This is a genomic window from Cupriavidus sp. SK-4 (assembly GCF_000611125.1).
In the GTDB taxonomy this organism is placed as follows: domain Bacteria; phylum Pseudomonadota; class Gammaproteobacteria; order Burkholderiales; family Burkholderiaceae; genus Cupriavidus; species Cupriavidus necator.
Genome location: NZ_JFJW01000082.1, coordinates 1 through 13,758, shown reverse-complemented (window position 1 = coordinate 13,758; position 13,758 = coordinate 1). Strand labels below are relative to the sequence as shown.

General features: G+C 60.8%; 15 protein-coding genes and 1 pseudogene. 9 read left to right on the top strand and 7 right to left on the bottom strand.

From position 1 onward, the window contains the following. Window positions 1-19 precede the first annotated feature (19 nt). The 5 genes and pseudogenes from CF68_RS17815 to CF68_RS17795 all read right to left on the bottom strand — a co-directional run bounded on the left by CF68_RS17815 (window position 20) and on the right by CF68_RS17795 (window position 4,221). Entirely contained in the window at window positions 20-352 is a 333-nt protein-coding gene (locus CF68_RS17815) for a hypothetical protein (RefSeq protein WP_035821160.1), read from the bottom strand. Window positions 353-713: 361 nt separating this feature from the next. Next, the gene (locus CF68_RS17810) at window positions 714-1,064 is read right to left on the bottom strand and encodes a type II toxin-antitoxin system HigA family antitoxin (protein WP_035821158.1); all 351 of its coding nucleotides are present in this window, start codon (window positions 1,062-1,064) and stop codon (window positions 714-716) included. Next, window positions 1,064-1,366 (bottom strand): type II toxin-antitoxin system HigB family toxin, encoded by a 303-nt coding sequence (locus CF68_RS17805; protein WP_035821157.1) that lies wholly within the window; start codon window positions 1,364-1,366, stop codon window positions 1,064-1,066. The genes CF68_RS17810 and CF68_RS17805 overlap by 1 nt, the downstream gene beginning before the upstream one ends. Window positions 1,367-1,766: 400 nt before the next feature. Beyond that, a pseudogene (locus CF68_RS38440) lies at window positions 1,767-2,745 on the bottom strand (tyrosine-type recombinase/integrase); the annotation flags it as partial. Window positions 2,746-3,180: 435 nt separating this feature from the next. Further along, window positions 3,181-4,221, bottom strand: a complete 1,041-nt coding sequence (locus tag CF68_RS17795) for an AraC family transcriptional regulator (RefSeq protein ID WP_035821155.1) — start codon at window positions 4,219-4,221, stop codon at window positions 3,181-3,183. A 191-nt stretch (window positions 4,222-4,412) separates the two neighbouring features. Between CF68_RS17795 and CF68_RS17790 the strand changes: the two genes are divergently transcribed. From CF68_RS17790 to CF68_RS36280, 9 genes are all read left to right on the top strand, one after another. Continuing rightward, window positions 4,413-4,979, top strand: a complete 567-nt coding sequence (locus tag CF68_RS17790; protein ID WP_035821153.1) for an alpha/beta hydrolase — start codon at window positions 4,413-4,415, stop codon at window positions 4,977-4,979. 210 nt (window positions 4,980-5,189) lie between these two features. Beyond that, the gene (locus tag CF68_RS17785; protein WP_035821151.1) at window positions 5,190-6,185 is read left to right on the top strand and encodes a tripartite tricarboxylate transporter substrate binding protein; all 996 of its coding nucleotides are present in this window, start codon (window positions 5,190-5,192) and stop codon (window positions 6,183-6,185) included. 401 nt (window positions 6,186-6,586) lie between these two features. After that, the gene (locus CF68_RS17780; protein ID WP_035821150.1) at window positions 6,587-7,645 is read left to right on the top strand and encodes a 3-keto-5-aminohexanoate cleavage protein; all 1,059 of its coding nucleotides are present in this window, start codon (window positions 6,587-6,589) and stop codon (window positions 7,643-7,645) included. A gap of 176 nt (window positions 7,646-7,821) precedes the next feature. Continuing rightward, the gene (locus CF68_RS36285) at window positions 7,822-8,022 is read left to right on the top strand and encodes an alpha/beta hydrolase (RefSeq protein WP_369798885.1); all 201 of its coding nucleotides are present in this window, start codon (window positions 7,822-7,824) and stop codon (window positions 8,020-8,022) included. Between the two features lie 60 nt (window positions 8,023-8,082). Beyond that, entirely contained in the window at window positions 8,083-8,553 is a 471-nt protein-coding gene (locus tag CF68_RS17775) for a 2,4'-dihydroxyacetophenone dioxygenase family protein (protein WP_035821148.1), read from the top strand. Between the two features lie 77 nt (window positions 8,554-8,630). Beyond that, on the top strand, window positions 8,631-9,422 hold the full coding sequence (locus tag CF68_RS17770) for an SDR family NAD(P)-dependent oxidoreductase (RefSeq protein ID WP_051591572.1): 792 nt from the start codon (window positions 8,631-8,633) through the stop codon (window positions 9,420-9,422). Between the two features lie 403 nt (window positions 9,423-9,825). Further along, window positions 9,826-10,674, top strand: a complete 849-nt coding sequence (locus CF68_RS17765) for a TauD/TfdA family dioxygenase (RefSeq protein ID WP_035821146.1) — start codon at window positions 9,826-9,828, stop codon at window positions 10,672-10,674. Window positions 10,675-10,789: 115 nt separating this feature from the next. After that, window positions 10,790-11,770 (top strand): quinone oxidoreductase, encoded by a 981-nt coding sequence (locus CF68_RS17760; protein WP_035821144.1) that lies wholly within the window; start codon window positions 10,790-10,792, stop codon window positions 11,768-11,770. Between the two features lie 88 nt (window positions 11,771-11,858). Continuing rightward, entirely contained in the window at window positions 11,859-12,227 is a 369-nt protein-coding gene (locus CF68_RS36280) for an alpha/beta hydrolase (protein WP_084187287.1), read from the top strand. Between the two features lie 258 nt (window positions 12,228-12,485). On the opposite strand, the gene CF68_RS17750 is transcribed toward CF68_RS36280, so the two are convergent. Both CF68_RS17750 and CF68_RS17745 read right to left on the bottom strand, forming a co-directional pair. After that, the gene (locus CF68_RS17750) at window positions 12,486-13,400 is read right to left on the bottom strand and encodes a c-type cytochrome (protein ID WP_084187285.1); all 915 of its coding nucleotides are present in this window, start codon (window positions 13,398-13,400) and stop codon (window positions 12,486-12,488) included. Window positions 13,401-13,513: 113 nt separating this feature from the next. Then, complete coding sequence (locus tag CF68_RS17745; protein WP_035821140.1) at window positions 13,514-13,729, bottom strand: hypothetical protein; 216 nt, start codon at window positions 13,727-13,729, stop codon at window positions 13,514-13,516. Between the last annotated feature and the right edge of the window lie 29 nt (window positions 13,730-13,758).

Here is a 13,758-nt window from a genome sequence, read left to right as displayed (position 1 = left end):
TGAGCCAGCAGTTGATCGATCAACTCATCCGCAGCGTGCGCCTCAGCTGCAACCCGGCCAACTCTCTCAGCTGCAACTGACTGATGCAGCTCAGCAACCTTTTGCTGAAGCAGCTCAAGCTCACCTGAAAGCGTTGTGTTGCGTGCCGCCAGCTCGTCGAATCTCGTTGCTCGGTGATGGCCAGCACCTGGCGTACTGCGGACTGCGCTACTGCGCTTTGCCACACGTCAGAAGCCACCTGGCCGAAATGGTCCAGGAGGAATTCAGGGACGTCTGGACGCTGGATCCGGATCCGGGCCGTCTTTCGCAGGTTCTCGCAGAAGCCGTTGATCTCTTCCTGAGCCGTGCTCATGCTCGGCGACCGCCCATTATCCGCCAGCAAACTCACGACCCACTGGGCACTTGGCCGCTGGCCGAATGTGAGGAACAGGTCCCTTGCTAGTTCCCGAATCTGGTCGCGGTAGCCGGCGCTGTGACAGGGCCTTGTCACGCCCCTAGTGGCGGCCCATGACCGGAAAACACCAGCGGGCGCGTCTCCCCGGGCAAAGCGGGGTGGGCGGCAACCCGTGCGCGCGACGGTAACTTCTTGACTCTTGGCGCGACGGCACGCGAGCGCGAGTTGGAGCGGACCTGGGCTTGCCACCGTAGCCGGCAATGCTCACTGCAAATTGCATTCGTTCGGTGCCTCTGCCGTTTGCCTGGTGCCCGCGCGCCTACGACAGCAGGCTTTCGTAGGGGATGCGCAGGCCATCGTGCAAGCGCTTGACCATGCTCAGGCTGAGCTTGCGCTTGCGGTTCAATACTTCAGACACGCGGCCACTGGAGCCAATGAACGGCTCAAGATCGCGCGTGGTGAGGCCCTGCTGATCCAACCGAAACTTGATGGCCTCGACCGGATCGGATGGCGGCATAGGGTAATGCTCTTCCTCGTAGCGTTCCACGAGGATCGACAAGACTTCCAGCTCATCGCCTTCGGGCGAACCAACCGGCGCGCCCCATAGCTGGCCAATGCGCTCCATGGCGGTGTCGTAGTCTAGTTCGGTACGAATGGGCTTGATATCCATCACACGCTCTCCGCGTCAACTTTGTCGTATTGGGCATGGGTGCCAACGAAACGGACCCACGCGATCTGGCGTTCATAGTCGATAGCCAGGATCAAGCGATACTTGTTCCCGGCGATGTTGAACACCACGCGACCACCCTTGAGGATGCTGGCTGTCCGTAGTTCGGCTTTCACATCCTGTTGTGTAGCATATGTCACTTTCTCCATGTGGCGATACCACTCCGTGAGGGGTGATATCGCATCCGCATACGCGGGGTCGCTCTCCCAAAACTCTCGCAGCGTCCGCCGCGCAATGATCCGCATCCTTTGGTTCTCCCATTTTGGGAGGTCTGTCTATCTCGGGGCGATTGAGGGTCCGCTATTCGCAAATATGTGGAGCTTAAGATATTTGCGAATCTCGGCCAGAAGCCCTCGGACTGAAAAGGAGGAGAACGCTGGCCAATCAGCACTCCGCAAGCGGCGTTGTTAAGGCAATTAATTGGCAGTAGCGACCCGCCACCAGAAAGGCCGCCAGCAAAGGGCAGTCGCACCTACCCGAGCGGATCCACAGTCGGTGTGTCCGTGACAGTGGGAGGTGGGGTCTTCCATTCATGAGGTCCGGCGGGTGTGCTTGTGAGGTCAAATAGAATTTCATCATCGTGAAATTACAAAGCGCGGGCAGGCTCTGGGCTGGCTTGCTGTAATTAAGGAAAGACGGCGGGCCTTATGTCTTGTGGGTCCACCCAATCCGATGACGTTCCTGCGTGGCCTCGTGCCGCGCATCCTCGCTGTGCAGGTAAGCGCTCGTGGTCGAGATCGACGAATGCCCAAAATTATCCCGCACGTAACGCAAATCCACCTGCCGGTCGGTCATGTGCGAGCCGGCGGTGTGGCGCAGCCAGTGCGCCGAGGCACTGGCCAGCACCGCGGCCTGCGCCTCCCAGTCGGGCCCGCGCGCGCGGAGGCGCGCGGCGGCCAGGCCGAACACTTCCTTCAGAATCAGGTGCAGCGCCCCGCGTGACAGGCCTTTTTCTTCGTGCTGACGGTCGTGCTGCCGGTCCTTGCGGCCAATCACAGGCAGCAGCAGCGGGCGCGTCTCGCCGGGGTGCGGCGTCGGCGCCAGCAGCGCGGCGGTAGCGCGCCAGTTCGGCAATCAGTTCGTCGGTCGCCGGCACCAGCCGGGTCTTATTGCCCTTGCCGGTGACCTCGAGCCACCAGCGCTCGATGCCCTGCGCATCGCGCCGGCAGAAGAAGGCGCCCATGGCCGTGCCGGTGACTTCGGCCGCGCGCAGTCCGCCCAAGTAGAGCACGCTCAACAGCCAGCGGCAGCGCGCCGCATGCAGCCGTCCGCGCGCGGTGGCGGTGTCGGTCGTCCCCGGCATCGCTGCGACGGTGTCTTTGACGGCGTCCCAGAGGTCGTGGCTCAGGTAGCGGGTGATGCGTGGCTGCGTCGGCGTGCGCTGGCGGCGCGCCAGCGCCAACGGATTGCCGGCCAGGTAGCCGGCCTCGGTGAGCCAGGCAAAGAGGGCGTTCAGGATCACCAGCGCGTGGCGCACGCTCGCCGGCGACAGCGGCCCGGCAAACGGGCGCCAGTCCGGGTGGCCACGGCCGAGCTTCTTGCTGCCGGCGAGCACCCAGCGCGCGGTGGGCTGCGGGTCGGCCAGGAAGCGTTCGTAGACCAGCAGGTCCTCGTGCGTCAGCGACCGCCGTTTCACGTTACAAGATCCTGCACGCCAGTTCGCCGTCGTCACACAAATTGCGGAAGACCCAACTTTCCTTTGTTCTACGGTTCGTGCTTATCGCTGTGCCCTGGCAAAAGCCAGCTCTCATGCCGGCACAACCGCCGGCGCCAGCCCCGCCTCGTTGACGGTGCGTTCCTCGGGGCACTTGCCCGAGGAAGTTGCCGTTTCGGTCTTCGCGGCGCTGATCGAACTATGGGCACTGCACCTCAGATTCGAGGAGGACGCCGGGCACATCCAGGTGCTGTCACAGGACGATGTCCGCGGGCTGGTCTCCGTCTAAGTAGAAATCCTAGACAATACACATTGGTTATTTTCAGCCCGGGTTTTTTCATTCGACAGTAATAGCCCCAGACGCCAATATGTTTCGAAACAGCGATCGGTATCAGGCGGCACAGATCAGCTGCGGTTTGATGATGCGCTTTCTTCTTCGGCCAATGAACGTTGTTTCCACTTTGAAACGGTCATGCCAAAGTGCTTTCTGAACCAGAAGGCGAAAGCGCTGGCACTTGAGAATCCGAGAAGATCTGCGAGTTCGGCGAGTGAGCGGTCGCTGTCGAGTATCTGGCGGGACGCGAGCTCAACCCTGATCGACTGAAGCAAGGAGAAGAAACTTACGCCCTCTGCAGAAAGACGGCGATGCAAGGTTCTGCGATCTACCCCAAGGTGCTTTGCCACCTGATCCGACGTACACCTTCCGCTGGGCAACATGGCAACAACGACATGTCGAACGGTGTGCGTCGCGCTTTCAACCGAATCAGAAAGCGCCTGATCCAGAAATCGACGGACATATGGCGCCATGCGGTAGTCATTGCCAGGTATCGGTACAGCCAGATCCCGTGCGGCGCAGACGATGCCGTTGAAACTCGCATTGAACTCGACGGCGACGCCGAACAGTGTCTTGTGACATGTGGCATTGCGCGGTGGTCGGTGCTCGAAACAAACGCTTCGGGGACGCCATGTTGGCCCCAATAGCTCTTCGATGGTCCGGTATAGCACCCCCACTGCCATTTCAATCGACTGCCGCACTGGGAGCCTGCCGGTGGGCAGCATCTTTTCTCGAATCAGCACAGCCTCCTCGTAGTCCTCAATGCTGGTCAACAGCGTGGCATTGATCAGCCGCATGTATCGACACAGGCTCTCCAGCGCTTGCCGCACATTTGGTGCTTCCCGCATCACAACGCTGATCGGCCCCATGTTGGACAGTCGCCGGTTCATGGCGAGTTGCAACCCGAAGTCCTCCACACCTGCCGCCTGGGCGCTGTCCTGAAGTACCCGGCGTACTGCTGCGACACTGATAGGTGTGTCCGGGTCGAGAAGGCTGCGGGGATTCAGTCCTGCCTTGCGCAACAGGCCGTCCGGATTGAGTCCGTGGTAGCGCGCCAGTTCCGCGTAGCCGGCAAGGCTGGCGCTTCGGACCAGGGGGATGTGCTGTGGCATGGTTGTGTCCCAATTTAGACATTGTATGTCCCAAATGATACATCGATGTCGACGTTGCCGAAGTATCCTTCGGATGCTGACCTTGGCTCCATGGGGGCCAACGTGTGGTGCAGGACTGCATACCAATATCAGGAGTGGACGCGAGCCGTTGGCAAGCTCGCGTCCTGCACCAGCTCAAACGGAATTCCATCATGACAACATCTACTGTGCTCATCGTCCCCGGTCTGCGTGACCAGGTTGCGGAGCATTGGCAAACATTGCTGGCGGAGCGGTTGCCCGATGCCCGTACGGTGCCGCCCATGGGACGGGAAAATCTTGACTGCTCCCGCCGGGTCGCGGCGATCGAGCAGGCAGTGGCAGACATCGACGGGCCTGTCGTGCTGGTCGCCCACAGTGGCGGCTGCATCATGCTTGCTCACTGGGCCCTGACAACCGCACACGCGGCACGAATCAAGGGCGCGCTTCTGGCATGCCCACCCGACTTTGAACGCCCCATGCCGGAAGGCTACCCGACACTGTCCGCGATACAGGCCAGCGGTTGGCTCCCGGTACCGCGCCAGCGGCTACCGTTTCCAAGCCTGGTCGCGACTAGCCAGGACGATCCGCTGGGCGAGCTGCCCAGGGTTCTCGAACTCGCACTAGCCTGGGGCAGCGACACGACGGACCTGGGCAAGGTCGGTCACCTGAACCCCGCATCGGGCTACGGCCCATGGCCGATGGCCGAACAGTTGATTGCGCAGCTCGACGCAGCTCACTGATCTCCGAGGTGCACACTGAGAGTATGTCAGCACCGCTGACTGAGCAAACATCAGGGCAGCTCTCAACGCAAGAGCTGCCTGCTTATCCCGCGCTGCAGGACCTTAGCCCGATGCCAAGGTTCCGCGCGTACTGTTCGATGGCGCAGCCGCCGCAATGATTTTGCAGAAATGAGAGGAGACCATATGCACAAGAAAATGAGAGGAGACCATATGCACAAGAATTGCAGAATGCAAGGGCGTCGCTGGGTGCTGGCGGCGGCCTTGGGGCTGGCGTGCGGCGTGCCTGCCGCGCATGCGCAGGTGAGCTGGACGAGCAAGCCCCTGCGCCTGGTCGTAGGGGGGCCCGGAGGCGGTACCGCCGATGCGGTGGCGCGCGTGCTGGCCGAAGGGTTGCACCAGAAGCTGGGCAGACCCGTGATTGTCGAATCGAAGCCGGGTGCGGCTGGAGCCTTGGCAATCAGCGATCTGATCAATAGCGGCAAGGATGGCTCGACCTTTCTGGTGATCCAGGGCGGTGCCGTCAGCGAAACGCCGCTGGCCACCAAGGTGCACTACCAGCCGTTCAAGGACCTGAAGCCGCTGGCACAGCTCAGCCGCACCGCACTGGTGCTGGTCGCCAACAATGAATTGCCGGTCAACAACCTGCAGCAGTTGGCCGCGTATGGCAAGGCGCAAAAAGACGGCCTGTCGTTTGCTTCCTACGCGACGGGTATGCGTGCCCATACATCGGGGATGTTGCTGGGGCAACTGCTAGGCATTTCGATGAGGCATGTGGGCTACAAGGGATCGCCGCCTGGGCTGACCGATCTGATGGGAGGGCATGTGCCCTTGATGATGGATGGCTTGTTGACGTCGCTGCCGCTCATCAAGGCTGGCAAGATTAAGGCGCTGGCCGTGAACTACCCAACTCGTGCATCTGCATTGCCGAATGTGCCCACATTCAAAGAGTTGGGCTATCCGCAACTTGCAGATACTACTGGCTGGATGGGCGTTTGGGCGAATCCCGCTGCGCCGCCCGAAGCCCAGCAAGCGATTCGTGATGCCTCGCTGAAATTCTTCGCGCAGCCGGATACCCAGAAAAAGCTGCGTGAAATGGGCATGGAGCCTGGAAGCAATGCCACAACCGAGGAGCTGACAGCCGATCTGAAGCAGGCCTACAAGAATCAGGCAGAGCTCCTGAAGTCCATTAACTATCAGCCTGAATAAGCGCCAAGAAACCGCTCATGTTGACCTCTCCCGGATTGCAAGTCGATTGACACGATGGTCGGCGCCATACTAATCGGTAAACTAAATTACTGCACTCTCAGGAGAGAACGTCCCATGGAGAAGCTGGTGCGCATCTCGCGCGAGTTGAACAGAGAAATCGCGCAGGTGGCTGATGCTGTCGCAAAATGAAAAATGGATAGCGTGATTTGGAAAATGGTTTTTTTCTGAATTGACTTAAAGTAAAAATTCTCTCGACTTTCGATGGTGACAGCATACGCTATTCACGGCAAGATTTATCCAAATACCACGAAGATTGAGATTTAGTTGTGGCGATGCTTTCTGCTGCCATGACAATCTTGCAAGCGAAATCCGTTGATCTAATTTTTAATAGGGGACTCATAATGAACTTTCTTGACGGCCACCTGTATCCAGAAAACCAGCAACCCTTGGTTATTACCGCTGCGCCATATGCGCCCGGTTATTTGCCTTCAGACTTCCCTGAGGACATCCCCGTATCTATGGAAGCACAGATCCAAAAGGCTGTGGATTGTTATAACGCAGGCGCAACCGTGCTGCATCTGCATGTGCGCGAACCGGATGGCAAGGGCAGCAAGCGCCTGTCCAAGTTCAACGAGCTGATTGCCGGCGTGCGCAAGGCCGTGCCCGAGATGATTATCCAGGTGGGGGGCTCCATCAGTTTTGCCCCCGAAGGCGAAGGCGAAGCCGCCAAATGGCTGAGCGACGACACCCGCCACATGCTGGCCGAACTGGATCCCAAACCAGACCAGGTAACCGTTACCGTCAACACGACCTTGATGAATGTTACCGAGCACGCTGAAGACGCAGACTACGCGGGCCTTTCGCGGGGCGTTCCAGCCTACTACAACGCATACAAGGAGATGATCGTTCCCTCTGGTCCGGGTTGGGTGGAGGAGCATATTCGCCGTCTTAGCAAGGCAGGTATCCAAAGCGCCTTTCAATGCTACAACATCAACAGCTTCGAGACTGTGGAGCGCCTGATGCGCCGCGGCATCTACAAGGGCCCGCTGGTAATGAATTGGGTAGCACTCAGCGGCGGCTTTGACAAGCCCAGTATCTATAGCCTCGCCAATATCGTTCGTGATGTGCCAGATGGAGCCATGCTGACCGTGGAAAGCAACCAGCGCAACGTGCTGCCGGTGAACATGATGGGTATCGCCATGGGCTTGCATGTGCGCTGCGGTATTGAAGACGGTGTTTGGAACCAGCAGCGCAACGGTAAGGCTAGTAGTGTGTCTCAGATCGAGCAACTGGTACGTATTTCGCGCGAGTTCGGCCGTCCTATTGCAAGTGCCAAGGAGGCACGTGAGATCTGCAAGATCGGCGTGTTCTATGACACCGTCGAGGAAACTCTGGAAGCCAACGGCTTTGCCCCCAATCGTAAGGGCGGAACCCAGGGGTATCTGCTCAAGACGGTCTGAGCGCCTAACTCACCATCCGATTCCCGGCTGCATCACTGTTACGGGCAGAGGGAGCCAGCATGCTGATTTTTACCAACGTGCTGCCAAGCATTTGCTGTGAGATAGCCATGGTGCATTCATTAGCCTTGAGCAAATGAATGCACTGTGGCATTCGGCTTGTATGGTGAGCCAGCCTCCTGACGCGTCTCGATCGCGCCCGCGAATTCGGGCAGACGTGGGGCAGTCGCTTCGTCGAACTCGGCGAGGTCGGGCATCTGAATCCGGCCTCAGGCCACGGCGAGTGGCCGCGGGCAGAAGAGTCCATTCGAGGACTCATGACCGAACGATGGCCAGGTGCCACTGGCGGGGAAAAAAGGAACCGGCCCTGGATGATTTGAAGACGACAATGCCCGAGTCACGCATCAGAGGCGTGGGATTTTCTATGAGGAATGTGTGAAATGTTGTTTGAAACTATCGATACGGGTTGTCTCAATGATGAAGACCTTCCCTGGATGCCTTACGCGCCATATTCGGACGAGGTGCAAATCAAGTACTTCAAGATCGATCCGGTCCGCGGCGAAACGATCAGCCTGTTAAAGATACCGTCGGGCGCGAAACTCGCCACGCATCACCACACCAGCACCGTGATCGTCTATACGGTTCGGGGTAGCTGGAAGTATCTGGAGCACGATTGGGTCGCAAGGGAAGGGAGCGTGGTCTACGAGACTGCTGCCACGAGCCATACGCCCATTGCCGTGTCGGAAAGTGAAGTTGTCACGTTCAATGTTGTCTCTGGCGAGCTGCTTTATCTCGACAAAAATGGCAACGTGGTCGCGACAGAAAACTGGCGCACCGCGATGCGCCGCTACCTTGATCATTGCCACAAGAACGGCATCGAACCGAAGGATCTCTCGAGTTTCTCGCAGTAAGTCAGCGGAGGGGGCACGCGGGGCGCGACCTTGCGCTCGCACCCGGCACGGCACACAAAGCCAAACTGAGGATAACAATGAGTTCGATAAATGAGAGTATTGTCACCCGTTACTTCGATCTGTCAGGTCTGACGGTCGTGGTCACGGGCGCAGGGTCGGGCCTGGGCCGGCAGGCGGCGCGCACGCTAGCCGCTGCTGGCGCGCAGGTCGCGCTGCTGGGCAGGCGGCCCGATCCGTTGAGCGAGACAGAAGACATGATCGTGCGGGATGGCGGCGTCGCGCGCCACTTTCCGGTCGATGTCACGGACCAGGAGGCAGTTGCTCTCGCGTTCGACGAAATCCAGCGAACCATGGCACCGCTCTGGGCGCTCGTCAACAATGCTGGAGCGGGCGGTCGCGCCGCGCTGATCGATGTCGACGCGCAATTGTTCGACCGTGTGTTTGGCGTCAATACGAAGGCCGCGCTTCTCACGGCAACGGCGTTCGCGCGACGGCTGGTCGCCAGCACGTTGCCGGGACGCATCATCAACATCTGCTCGCTTGCTGCGCAAACGCACACGCCGAATCTGTCAATCTATAGCGCGAGCAAGGCTGCACTCGAGTATCTGACCCGATCGATGGCTCACGAATGGGCGTGTTACGGCATCAATGTCAACGCGATCAATCCGGGCTACATCGAGACCGACATCAATCGCGCGCTGTTTCAGACGCCGGCCGGCAAGAAGATTGTCGAAGGACTGCCGCGCCGACGGCTCGGCACGCCCAAAGCGCTCGACGGTGCGTTGCTGCTGCTTGCATCGCCGGGAAGTGATTTCATGACGGGGGCGACGCTTTCGGTGGATGATGGGCAGCGCTTCGTGATGGGTTGATTCCTGCGAATCGCGTGCCGGACGCGCTCAGCTTCCGGATGTTTCACGCCAATGCCACGGGCGACCAGATGAAGGGATGAGCGATGAGCACGGCTCGCGAAGTACCGTCACCGGACAGTCAGCATCACGATCTGTTCGGTGAATAGAAGGCGGGCACAGAATGATAAGTCCTTCTTGTGTATTGACAGGCGGGTATGCGACGGAACTCCCACAATCCTTTCACAAGGCCGCAGTTGTCGAGGCGGTTCGCCCGGATCGTTCGTCGGGAGGTGGTCAGCACGGCGACGGAAGCGTTGAAAAGCTCAAACACGGCCTCGATGAGGCGAACGAAATGCGAAAGCGGTCTGCGCAGGCGTCCACGCATGCTCGCGCACCAGACTTTCACTCTCAAAGGAAAATGGCTATGCAGGTCGAACGATTGACTTGTTCCATCGGCGCCGAGGTGTCAGGCGTCAATCTCGGTGATGCATCGCGCGATGCGACGTTGTTCGCCGAGATCAAGGCGTTGCTGCTCGTGCACAAGGTTCTGTTCCTGCGCGACCAGGACATCACGCGCGCCGAGCACGTTGCATTCGCGCGCCGGTTTGGCCAGCTTGAGGATCATCCGATCGTCGGCAGCGATCCGGAGCATCCGGGCCTCGTGCAGATCTACAAGTCGCCGGACCAGCCGCTCGACCGCCGCGAGAATTCGTGGCACACCGACGCGACGTGGCGCGTGGCGCCACCAATGGGCGCCGTGCTGCGCTGCGTCGAGTGCCCGGACGTTGGCGGCGACACGATGTGGGCGAACATGGCACTCGCGTATGAGCAACTGCCGCAGCACGTGAAGGACGATATCGCTGATCTGCATGCAAACCACAGCATCCAGTCGAGCTTCGGCGCTTCGATGCCGATCGAAAAACGTCTGGCGCTGAAGGCGCAGTACCCGGACGCCGAGCATCCAGTGGTGCGCACGCACCCTGAGACGGGCGAGAAGGTGTTGTTCGTCAACAGCTTCACGACGCACTTTGTCAATTACAAGACGTCCGCGCGCGTGCGCGTCGGGCAGGACGGCAACCCGGGCTCCGGCCAGTTGCTCGCCTATCTGATCAGCCAGGCCTATATCCCCGAATACCAGGTCCGCTTCCGCTGGAAGAAGAACAGCGTTGCGATCTGGGACAACCGCTGCACCCAGCACTACGCAGTAATGGATTATCCACCCTGCGTCCGGAAGATGGACCGGGCGGCGATCATCGGCGACCGGCCGTTCTGAACCCGGGTCCTTCGCCGGCGCAGCGTCGGCGGACCGCACACACACATCGGCCCCCGTTGATATAGACCGACGGCGGCGTCCCGCCGTCCAAACAAACGAACAGGAAACGAAACAGATGGCACATGCGATCAGGATTCACGAGACAGGCGGCCCCGAGGTGATGCGCTGGGAGGAAGTGGCCGTCGGGCAGCCCGGTCCGGGCGAGGTGCGGCTGAGCCACGTGGCAGTCGGCCTCAATTTCGCGGACACGTATTTCCGCTCGGGCCTCTACCCGATGCCGCTGCCAGGCGGCATGGGCGTCGAGGCGGCGGGCGTCGTGGAAGCGATCGGCTCGGGCGTGACAAACGTTGCGCCCGGCGATCGCGTGACCTACACCGGCTTCCTGAACACGCTCGGCGCGTATAGCACCGAGCGTCTGATTCCGGCTGCACCGCTGATCAAGCTACCCGACGGCATCGATTGTGAAATCGCCGCGGCGATGACGATGCGCGGCCTGACGTCGGCCTACCTGCTGCGCCGCATCTGGCCGTTGCAGGCGGGTGAGACGATTCTCGTGCACGCTGCGGCGGGCGGCGTCGGGCTGATTCTCTGCCAGTGGGCTAAGTTGCTTGGACTCACCGTCATTGGCACCGTGTCGACGGAGGAAAAGGCCGCAGTCGCGCGCGCGCATGGCTGTGACCACATCGTCTACTACACGCGCGAGGACGTCGCGAAGCGAGTGCGCGAGCTGACGAACGGCGTCGGCGTGTCCGTCGTCTACGACAGCGTTGGGAAAGACACCTTCGATGCCTCGCTCGATTCGCTGAAGCGCCGCGGGCTGCTCGTCTGCGTCGGCACCGCGTCGGGCAAGATCCCGCCGTTCGATCCGGCTATCCTCGCGAAGAAGGGCTCGGCGTACGTGACACGCTCGGCGCTCGCCGACTACATCGCCGATCCTGAGGAAAAGGCCGCGCTCGCGGCAGAAATCTTCGGCCATGTCGCCGCAGGGCGCATCCGGATCGGGATCAACCAGCGCTACGCGCTGCAGGACGCAGTGCAGGCGCACCGCGATCTCGAGTCGCGCAAGACGACTGGCTCGTCGGTCTTCGTGATCTGAGGAGACGGACATGAACGTGGCGAGCAACGAGCCGACGGTTGTCATTGTGCCGGGGCTGCGCGACCATGTCGCGCATCACTAGCAGACATTGCTCGAGGCGCGCTTGCGCGCGGCGAACAGCCCCGTCGTCAGCGTGCCGCCGGTGGGGCGCGACGATCTCGATTGCGCGGCGCGTGTCGATGCGATCGAGGCGGCCATCGCATGCGTCGACGGGCCTGTGATCGTCGTCGCGCACAGCGGCGGCGTGATCATGGTTGCGCACTGGGTGCGTCGCTACCGCCGCCCGATCGCCGGCGCACTGCTGCGCCGCACTGCCGGATTTCGAACAGCCGATGCCGGACGGCTATCCGACGGTCGAGGTGCTCGACGCGTCTGGCTGGCTGCCGGTGCCACGCGAGCCTCTGCCGTTCCGAGCATCGTCGCGGCGAGCCACAACGCGTTCGGTCATTATAAATAACCGCCCTGGGATTACCAGCCTGAGCAGAGACAGGCGGTTGCCCTCTACGATTTCTATCAACAGTGCATCGACGAATGCGATGCCGAAATCGAACACGCTGTGGCGGGCCTGGCCACGGAAAGCGTTAGGCACAGTCAACGCTTCTTCAATCCGTCGGCTCGGCTTCTGTTTGAGCAACTATTCTCAGGGGGCGGGGATATTCATGTTCGCGCCGCGGGGGAAAGGTTACCCGTAGCGAAGGGATGAGCCGGGGCGAGTTCACGGGCTACCGAGCACATGCCCGTTCACTATACGGCCATACATCGAGTCGTCCGTGTCGTGGTACTTCTTGCGGGTGGCCTCGATCGAGCCCGTGAAGCGCGGATCCTGCGGGCGCTCGTGGCTGTTCATGAACATCGCGACGTCCCACGCATCCTGCTCGCTGAGCGTACCGCCCTTGCCCAGTGGCATGTTGGCCTGGATGAAGCCGGCGGCGTTGGCAAGCTGATGCATGCCCGCGCCCCAGTTGAAGGACTTTGGACCCCAAAGCGGCGGAAATACCTGGATATTCCCCGTGCGCTGCCCTTGACCGTCGGTGCCGTGGCACAGTGCGCAGTTTTGCATGTAGACCTTTTCGCCGCGTGCGTAGTCGGGCTGAGCGGCTTTCTTGAGCTTGGGATAGCCGCTGCCAAGCATGGGCTTTCCGACTGGCGCGCCCGTGGCAAGCCAGAAGGCGTAAGTCTGTAGCGCGGTCATGATCTCATCGCCCTGCAGTGGCGCCTTTCCGTTCATGCTGAACGCGAAGCAGCCCTGGATGCGCGAGGCCAGCGTGTCGACCTTGCCTGTCTTGCTTCGGTAGGCCGGGTAGTGGACGAAGGCGGCCCACAGCGGCGCGGAGTCGGGCTTGCGGCCGCTGTCGAGGTGGCAGTTGACGCAGTTGAGGCCGTTACCCACGTAGCGGGGGGCGTACTTGCCTGTCTCCTTGAAAATCCTTTCGCCCAAACGAATCATCTTGCCGTAGTCCCCTTCGGGAAGGCTATCCTCGGCAGGCGGGGCAAAGGCGGTGGTGACGGCTTGCACCTTCGTCGCGGCAGGTGCTGTCGATAGCGCCACGGCTACCTCGGTGGTGGTCGTGGCAGAGACGTTCTCCGAATATTCACCGGCCAACGGCGCATCCAGGAGACGATCGAACATCACGTTCGCGCCGATTGCCACGCCCAATACCACAGTAACGGCGATACCGGCGAAGACGGCCAGACCGTTGATGCGTCGCTTCGGTGCGGCATCGTCGTGTCGCGGCTGCGTGCTTATGGCCTGGCTCCTTTGGTGTTGTTCTGTACGGCCTTGCCGGTGCCTTGGACCGGGGCCTGTGCCGGCACAGTGGCCAGTGCTGCGTAGTACGCGGCTACGGCATCGACATCCTTGTCGGACAGCTTGCTGGCGACGGCCGGCATCAGGCCCAGATGGCCTGGCGGTCGGGTACCGGCCTTCCAGGCTTGCAACTGTTCGGTGACGTAGGCCACTGTTGCAGATCGTTAATTCCGCGATCCGC

Excerpts from the sequence above, each read along its gene's own strand:
- CF68_RS17815 (WP_035821160.1), bottom strand. The coding sequence starts at position 352 with ATGAGCACGGCTCAGGAAGAGATCAACGGCTTCTGCGAGAACCTGCGA.
- CF68_RS17810 (WP_035821158.1), bottom strand. The coding sequence starts at position 1,064 with ATGGATATCAAGCCCATTCGTACCGAACTAGACTACGACACCGCCATG.
- CF68_RS17805 (WP_035821157.1), bottom strand. The coding sequence starts at position 1,366 with ATGCGGATCATTGCGCGGCGGACGCTGCGAGAGTTTTGGGAGAGCGAC.
- CF68_RS17795 (WP_035821155.1), bottom strand. The coding sequence starts at position 4,221 with ATGCCACAGCACATCCCCCTGGTCCGAAGCGCCAGCCTTGCCGGCTAC.
- CF68_RS17790 (WP_035821153.1), top strand. The coding sequence starts at position 4,413 with ATGACAACATCTACTGTGCTCATCGTCCCCGGTCTGCGTGACCAGGTT.
- CF68_RS17785 (WP_035821151.1), top strand. The coding sequence starts at position 5,190 with ATGCACAAGAATTGCAGAATGCAAGGGCGTCGCTGGGTGCTGGCGGCG.
- CF68_RS17780 (WP_035821150.1), top strand. The coding sequence starts at position 6,587 with ATGAACTTTCTTGACGGCCACCTGTATCCAGAAAACCAGCAACCCTTG.
- CF68_RS17775 (WP_035821148.1), top strand. The coding sequence starts at position 8,083 with ATGTTGTTTGAAACTATCGATACGGGTTGTCTCAATGATGAAGACCTT.
- CF68_RS17770 (WP_051591572.1), top strand. The coding sequence starts at position 8,631 with ATGAGTTCGATAAATGAGAGTATTGTCACCCGTTACTTCGATCTGTCA.
- CF68_RS17765 (WP_035821146.1), top strand. The coding sequence starts at position 9,826 with ATGCAGGTCGAACGATTGACTTGTTCCATCGGCGCCGAGGTGTCAGGC.
- CF68_RS17760 (WP_035821144.1), top strand. The coding sequence starts at position 10,790 with ATGGCACATGCGATCAGGATTCACGAGACAGGCGGCCCCGAGGTGATG.
- CF68_RS17750 (WP_084187285.1), bottom strand. The coding sequence starts at position 13,400 with ATGTTCGATCGTCTCCTGGATGCGCCGTTGGCCGGTGAATATTCGGAG.